The organism is Streptomyces sp. NPDC057743 (assembly GCF_042798755.1).
Taxonomy (GTDB): Bacteria; Actinomycetota; Actinomycetes; order Streptomycetales; family Streptomycetaceae; genus Streptomyces.
Map to the genome: position 1 here is coordinate 225,663 of NZ_JBHVJX010000014.1, position 6,719 is coordinate 232,381.

Annotated in this window: 8 protein-coding genes; 5 read left to right on the plus strand and 3 right to left on the minus strand. The window is 70.0% G+C overall.

The annotated features are described in order from the left end of the window. Nucleotides 1-20: 20 nt before the first annotated feature. The gene (dapB, locus tag ACFVFQ_RS18620; protein WP_383416811.1) at nt 21-773 is read left to right on the plus strand and encodes a 4-hydroxy-tetrahydrodipicolinate reductase; all 753 of its coding nucleotides are present in this window, start codon (nt 21-23) and stop codon (nt 771-773) included. A 2-nt stretch (nt 774-775) separates the two neighbouring features. Then, nucleotides 776-1,237 carry a hypothetical protein gene (locus ACFVFQ_RS18625; RefSeq protein ID WP_383416814.1) on the plus strand — a complete coding sequence of 154 codons (462 nt, stop codon included), beginning with the start codon at nt 776-778 and terminating at the stop codon, nt 1,235-1,237. Nucleotides 1,238-1,419: 182 nt separating this feature from the next. Here the strand turns inward: ACFVFQ_RS18625 and ACFVFQ_RS18630 are convergent, their stop codons facing one another. Continuing rightward, complete coding sequence (locus ACFVFQ_RS18630; RefSeq protein ID WP_383416817.1) at nt 1,420-1,971, minus strand: PH domain-containing protein; 552 nt, start codon at nt 1,969-1,971, stop codon at nt 1,420-1,422. Nucleotides 1,972-2,088: 117 nt separating this feature from the next. Further along, nucleotides 2,089-2,328 carry a hypothetical protein gene (locus ACFVFQ_RS18635; RefSeq protein ID WP_383416820.1) on the minus strand — a complete coding sequence of 80 codons (240 nt, stop codon included), beginning with the start codon at nt 2,326-2,328 and terminating at the stop codon, nt 2,089-2,091. 241 nt (nt 2,329-2,569) lie between these two features. Here ACFVFQ_RS18635 and thyX point away from each other — a divergent pair, with 241 nt between their 5' ends. The 3 genes from thyX (at nt 2,570) to ACFVFQ_RS18650 (ending at nt 6,238) form a co-directional block, all read left to right on the plus strand. Beyond that, the gene (thyX, locus tag ACFVFQ_RS18640; protein ID WP_383416823.1) at nt 2,570-3,316 is read left to right on the plus strand and encodes an FAD-dependent thymidylate synthase; all 747 of its coding nucleotides are present in this window, start codon (nt 2,570-2,572) and stop codon (nt 3,314-3,316) included. A 222-nt stretch (nt 3,317-3,538) separates the two neighbouring features. Then, on the plus strand, nt 3,539-4,438 hold the full coding sequence (gene dapA, locus ACFVFQ_RS18645) for a 4-hydroxy-tetrahydrodipicolinate synthase (protein WP_274912897.1): 900 nt from the start codon (nt 3,539-3,541) through the stop codon (nt 4,436-4,438). 114 nt (nt 4,439-4,552) lie between these two features. After that, nucleotides 4,553-6,238: a ribonuclease J gene (locus ACFVFQ_RS18650; protein WP_383416826.1), complete on the plus strand. Its 1,686-nt coding sequence runs from the start codon at nt 4,553-4,555 to the stop codon at nt 6,236-6,238. A gap of 231 nt (nt 6,239-6,469) precedes the next feature. Here the strand turns inward: ACFVFQ_RS18650 and ACFVFQ_RS18655 are convergent. Beyond that, the coding region (locus tag ACFVFQ_RS18655) for a hypothetical protein (RefSeq protein WP_383416829.1) at nt 6,470-6,719 on the minus strand (250 nt) is incomplete at its 5' end.

Sequence of the window (6,719 nt, forward strand, 5' to 3'; positions counted from 1 at the left end):
CGAAAGAGAGCGGAGATTCGATGAGCAAGCTGCGCGTGGCCGTCCTCGGAGCCAAGGGGCGCATCGGCTCCGAGGCCGTCCGGGCCGTCGAGGCCGCCGACGACATGGAGCTGGTCGCGGCCCTGGGCCGCGGCGACAAGCTGGAGACGCTGGTCGAGACCGGCGCCCAGGTCGCGGTGGAACTCACCACCCCCGACGCGGTGATGGACAACCTCGACTTCTGCCTGCGGCACGGGATCCACGGCGTGGTCGGCACCACCGGCTGGACCGAGGAGCGCCTCGCGCGCCTGCGCAGCTGGCTCGACGCCGCCCCCGGCGCGGGCGTGCTGATCGCCCCGAACTTCTCCATCGGTGCGGTCCTCACCATGCGGTTCGCGCAGCAGGCGGCCCGCTTCTTCGAGTCCGCGGAGATCGTCGAGCTGCACCACCCGAACAAGGCGGACGCGCCGTCCGGCACCGCCGCCCGCACCGCCCGGCTGATCGCCGAGGCCCGCGCGGCGGCCGGTTGCCCGCCCCAGCCGGACGCCACCAGCACCGCGCTGGACGGCGCCCGCGGCGCGGACGTGGACGGCGTCCCGGTCCACTCGGTCCGGCTGCGCGGCCTCCTGGCCCACCAGGAGGTGCTGCTCGGCGGGGTGGGCGAGACCCTCACCATCCGCCACGACTCCCTCCACCACAGCAGCTTCATGCCGGGCATCCTGCTCGGCGTGCGCCGCGTGGTGTCCGCTCCGGGCCTGACGATGGGCCTGGAGAACTTCCTCGACCTGGACTGACCATGGGCGGAAAGATCACCTACGTCTTCCTCGCCACCGTGCTGGTGCTCGTCTTCGGCGTGGTGGCGATGGAGGGCGTGCTCCTCCTGCTGACCGGCGAACCGGCGGCGATGGGCATGGGCGCGGTGGCCTTCGTCCTGCCGTTCCTGGGCGGCTGGTTCCTGTGGGCCAACACCCGCTTCGCCCGCGACGCGAACCGGCTGGCCCAGGAACTGGCGGCGGAGGGTGGCCTGCCCGACGAGGACCTCGCGCGCACCCCCGGCGGCCGGATCGACCGGGACGCGGCGGACGCGGCCTTCGCCCGCCGCCAGGCCGAGACCGAGGAGGCCCCCGACGACTGGCGCACCTGGTTCCGCCTCGCCGTCGCCTACCGGGACGCCCGGGACACCCCCCGCGCCCGCAAGGCCATGCAACGCGCCATCGCCCTGCACGACGGCCGCCCCCTCCCCGCCCACACCACCTGACCAGCGGGCCCCGCAACCCCGACCGCCCGGCCCCGTACACAACTGCCGTACGGGGCCGGGCGGTTGAGGTTGAGGTTGAGGTTGCTCGGGCGGGTGCGGCGACGGGGACGGCCGAGGCGCGGTTGCCTGGCGGCGGGGGCCTCGCATCCCCTACGGGATCCGTTCCCCCACCCCTTAAGGCCCTACCGGTACTCCGCCGCCCACGCCTCCAGCGCGTCGACGGCGCTCTCGAACGTCTCCGCGCGGCCGAGGAAGTCCCCGCTGTGGTCGGTCACCACCGCGCGCAGCGGCTCGCCGGACGCCCGGTCCACGCGCAGCGCCTGGCCCTGCACCGTCCGCGGCAACCCCAGCCAGCGCACCGGCTGTTGGACGGTGCGGACCGCGGCGACCGCGGACCACGGCAGGGTCGTGGTCCGCAGCAGGTTCACCTGCCGCAGACCCTGGGCGCTCACCCAGATCCCGACCCGCACCAGCCGCAGCGCCAGCGCGATCACCAACAGCCCCACCGCCGCACACACCGCCGCCCCGACCGGCGCCCCGGCCAGCGCGATGATCAGCGCCGAGAGCAGCACGAACGAGGCGAGCAGCAGAAACACGGCCGCCGTCCCCACCCGCCACGGTCCGGGGCGGTAGGGACGGCGCCAATGGTCGGGGCCGAGATCCGACGGGGGTACGGGATCCGCGCGGCCGTCGGCCTGGAGGGCGCGGTCGGCCGTCAGGAAGGGCAGGGGCACGGCTGGTCCTCACTCGGGGCTGGTCAGCACGCAGGGCATGCCGACGGAAGCTGTGAGCGGTGAGGCTATCGGGAGCGGCGGAGCGGAACCACCCGGTGGCCCGCCCCGCCCGCCCGGTCAGCGGTGCGCGGCCTCGGACTGGTGCACCCCGGTCGCGCCGGAGGTGTCCTGCTGGAGGGCGGGCAGGCCGAACAGCAGGGAACCCGTCAGGCCACCCACCACGGTGAGGGTGATCAGGAACTGGCCGACGAGCTGCGTACGCGAAGGACGCGGACGCGGCGGGGGAGTGACATTGCTGCGGAACCGGTCTGCCTCGGCAACGAAGGCGAACGGGACGGGCTCTCGCCGGCGGAACATGAGGGGGCTCTCCTTGGAACCTCGAAGTGGGCACTGTCACAGGTAGAGACGTGTGAGGCGTCCGTTTGGTGCCCGTTTTCCGTTACTTCTGTGAAAAATATCAACTGCCGCCCGCCGCCCCGCAGTCGGGGTCAACGTTTGTCCGTTTTGCCGCTAACGCGGCATCAGCCGCCATTTCCTCGGCTGTCAGTGGCGGGCCGTAGGCTTGGCGCGCACGAGGATCGAACGGAAGGAACCGCCGGTGTCCCACACCCCCGACAGCGCTGAGAGCGCCCCCGTCAGCTTCCGCAGCGAGGTGACGGTCGAGCTGGTCAAGCGCAGCGCAGCAGACAGCGATGTGCTGTGGGCGGCCCGGGTCTCGACGGCCGGCGAGCAGTCCCTCGACGAGCTGACCAAGGACCCGGAGCGCTCCAAGGGCCTGATCAACTTCCTGATGCGGGACCGGCACGGCAGCCCGTTCGAGCACAACTCCATGACGTTCTTCATCAGCGCCCCGATCTTCGTCTTCCGCGAGTTCATGCGCCACCGCGTCGGCTGGTCGTACAACGAGGAGTCCGGCCGCTACCGCCAGCTGGAGCCGGTCTTCTACGTCCCCGGTGAGTCCCGCAAGCTGGTCCAGCAGGGCCGCCCCGGCAAGTACGAGTTCGTCGAGGGCACTCCGGCGCAGTCCGAGCTCACCGGCCGCGTGATGGAGGACTCCTACCGCCAGGCGTACGCCGCGTACCAGGAGATGCTCGCCGCGGGTGTGGCCCGCGAGGTGGCCCGCGCGGTCCTCCCCGTCGGCCTCTACTCCTCGATGTACGCCACCTGCAACGCCCGCTCCCTGATGCACTTCCTCGGGCTGCGCACCCAGCACGAGCAGGCGAAGGTCCCGTCCTTCCCGCAGCGCGAGATCGAGATGGTGGGCGAGCAGATGGAGGCCCACTGGGCCAAGCTCATGCCCCTCACCTACGCCGCCTTCAATGCGAACGGCCGCATTGCCCCGTAAGGACCCCGCTCTCGCAGGGCACGCCGACATCGCCACGACGGACGGGACGCCGACCACCGCAATACCCGTCCGAAGTGTCCGGATTGCGGCATTTTGAGAAGTTCATCTACGCTGAACAAACGGACCCGGCACTGCTTGAACCCCCGAGCAGGCAGTGCCGGAGTCCACCTCCCCGCTCCCCAGAGGAGCACCCCACGGCGCCCTACGAGTAGCGTGGGACCCATGGCTCCGACTTCCACACCGCAGACCCCCTTCGGGCGGGTGCTGACCGCCATGGTCACGCCGTTCACGGCGGATGGCGCTCTCGATCTCGACGGCGCGCAGCGGCTCGCCGCCCACCTGGTGGACGCCGGTAACGACGGCCTCGTCGTCAACGGCACCACCGGAGAGTCCCCGACCACCAGCGATGCGGAGAAAGCCCAACTGGTCCGCGCCGTGGTCGAAGCTGTCGGCGACCGGGCCTTCGTCGTGGCCGGAGCCGGCACCAACGACACCCGGCACAGCCTTGAGCTGGCCCGCGCCGCGCAGGACGCCGGCGCGCACGGCCTGCTCGCGGTGACGCCGTACTACAGCAAGCCCCCGCAGGAGGGCCTGCTGCGCCACTTCACCGCGATCGCGGACGCCACCGACCTGCCCGTGATGCTCTACGACATCCCCGGCCGCAGCGGCGTCCCGATCAACACGGACACCATGGTGCGGCTCGCCGAACACCCCAGGATCGTCGCCAACAAGGACGCCAAGGGCGACCTCGGCCGCGCCAGCTGGGCCATCGCCCGCTCCGGCCTCGCCTGGTACAGCGGCGACGACATGCTCAACCTCCCGCTGCTCTCGGTCGGTGCGGTCGGCTTCGTCTCCGTGGTGGGCCACGTCGTCACGCCGGAGCTGCGCGCCCTCCTCGACGCCCACCTCAACGGTGACGTCACCAAGGCGACGGAGATCCACCAGAAGCTGCTGCCCGTCTTCACCGGCATGTTCCGGACCCAGGGCGTGATCACGACCAAGGCGGCGCTCGCACTGCAGGGCCTGCCCAGCGGCCCGCTGCGGCTGCCGCTGGTCGACCTCTCGCCCGAGGAGACCGAACAGCTCAAGCGCGATCTCGCCGCCGGCGGGGTACAGCTCTAGAACACAGACTTCACAACTGAATACGGACCAACAAACGCCCTATAGCAAGTGCACGAATGTCACGCGCGCCACGTGCCTCGACGGCATCGTGGCGTGCGTGGTGAGGAGAGTCTTTTGAGTCATCCGCACCCCGAGCTCGGCGCCCCGCCGAAGCTCCCCGAGGGTGGCCTGCGCGTCACCCCGCTCGGCGGCCTGGGCGAGATCGGCCGCAACATGACGGTCTTCGAGTACGGCGGCCGGCTGTTGATCGTCGACTGCGGAGTGCTCTTCCCGGAGGAGGAGCAGCCCGGAATCGACCTGATCCTGCCGGACTTCACGTCCATCAGGGATCGCCTCGACGACATCGACGGCATCGTGCTCACGCACGGACACGAGGACCACATCGGCGGCGTCCCCTACCTCCTTCGGGAGAAGCCGGACATCCCGCTCATCGGCTCCAAGCTGACCCTCGCCCTCATCGAGGCCAAGCTCCAGGAGCACCGGATCCGCCCGTACACGCTGGAGGTCGCCGAGGGCGACCGCGAGCGGCTGGGCCCCTTCGAGTGCCAGTTCATCGCCGTCAACCACTCCATCCCGGACGCGCTCGCGGTCGCCATCCGCACCCCCGCGGGCATGGTGGTGCACACCGGCGACTTCAAGATGGACCAGCTCCCGCTGGACCGCCGGCTCACCGACCTCCCGGCCTTCGCCAAGCTGGGCGAGGAGGGCATCGATCTCCTCCTCACCGACTCCACCAACGCGGAGGTCCCCGGCTTCGTCCCGCCGGAGCGCGACATCTCCAACGTGCTGCGCCAGGTGTTCGCGAGCGCCAACAAGCGCATCATCGTCGCCAGCTTCGCCAGCCACGTGCACCGCATCCAGCAGATCCTGGACGCGGCCCACGAGTACGGCCGCCGGGTCGCCTTCGTCGGGCGCTCGATGGTCCGCAACATGGGCATCGCCCGCGAACTGGGCTACCTCAAGGTCCCCGCGGGCCTGGTCGTCGACGTCAAGACCCTTGACGACCTCCCGGACGACGAGGTCGTGCTGGTCTGCACCGGCTCCCAGGGCGAACCGATGGCCGCCCTCTCCCGGATGGCCAACCGCGACCACCAGATCCGCATCGTCCAGGGCGACACGGTGATCCTGGCGTCGTCGTTGATCCCCGGCAACGAGAACGCGGTCTACCGCGTGATCAACGGCCTCAGCCGCTGGGGCGCGAACGTGGTCCACAAGGGCAACGCCAAGGTCCACGTCTCGGGCCACGCCTCGGCCGGCGAGCTGCTGTACTTCTACAACATCTGCAAGCCGCGGAACCTCATGCCGGTGCACGGCGAATGGCGCCACCTCCGCGCCAACGCCGAACTGGGCGCCCTCACGGGCATCCCCAAGGACCGCATCGTGATCGCCGAGGACGGTGTGGTCGTCGACCTGGTCGACGGCATCGCCAAGATCAGCGGCAAGGTCCAGGCCGGCTACGTCTACGTCGACGGCCTCTCGGTCGGCGACGTCACCGAGACCCACCTCAAGGACCGCCGCATCCTGGGCGACGAGGGCATCATCTCGATCTTCGTCGTCGTGGACAGCAGCACCGGCAAGACGGTGGGTGGCCCCAACGTCCACGGCCGTGGCTCGGGGATCGACGACAGCGAGTTCCAGGGCGTCATCCCCAAGATCGACGAGGCGCTGGCCAAGGCGGCCCAGGACGGCATCGCCGAGCCCCACCAGCTCCAGCAGCTGATCCGACGCTCCGTCGGCAAGTGGGTGTCGGACAACTACCGTCGCCGCCCGATGATCCTTCCCGTGGTCGTCGAGGTCTGACGACCCGTACGAAGGTCCTCAAGTAGGAGCGGGGCGCCCGGATTTGCATCCAGGCGCCCCGCTCCAGTACGTTTACGGTTCCGCCAGAACGGGAAGCGCCCCACGCCTGTGCGTACGGACGTCTCTCCTCGGGACGCGGAGAATTCCGACCGGAGCAGTCTGCTAATGTCGGAAAAGCCGAAAGGCAAGCCCCTTCGACGGGTAATTCAGAACGGAATTCGAACCAGCCGCTCAGCGGCCGGAACGAACGAAGATCTGATAAAGTCGGAAAGGTCGAAAAGCGAAAGCGAAGCGGCCGAACCCCGCTCCAACAGGGGGCCGGAGACGGAAACGGATCTGGTAAGGTTGGACCGCGAAGAAGCCGAAAGGCCGAATCGCACCGGCGGAAATCAGGGCCGAAAGGATCTGATAGAGTCGGAGACGCAAGACCGAAGGGAAGCGCCCGGAGGAAGCCCGCGAGGGCAGGCCGAAGGAAGCGTCC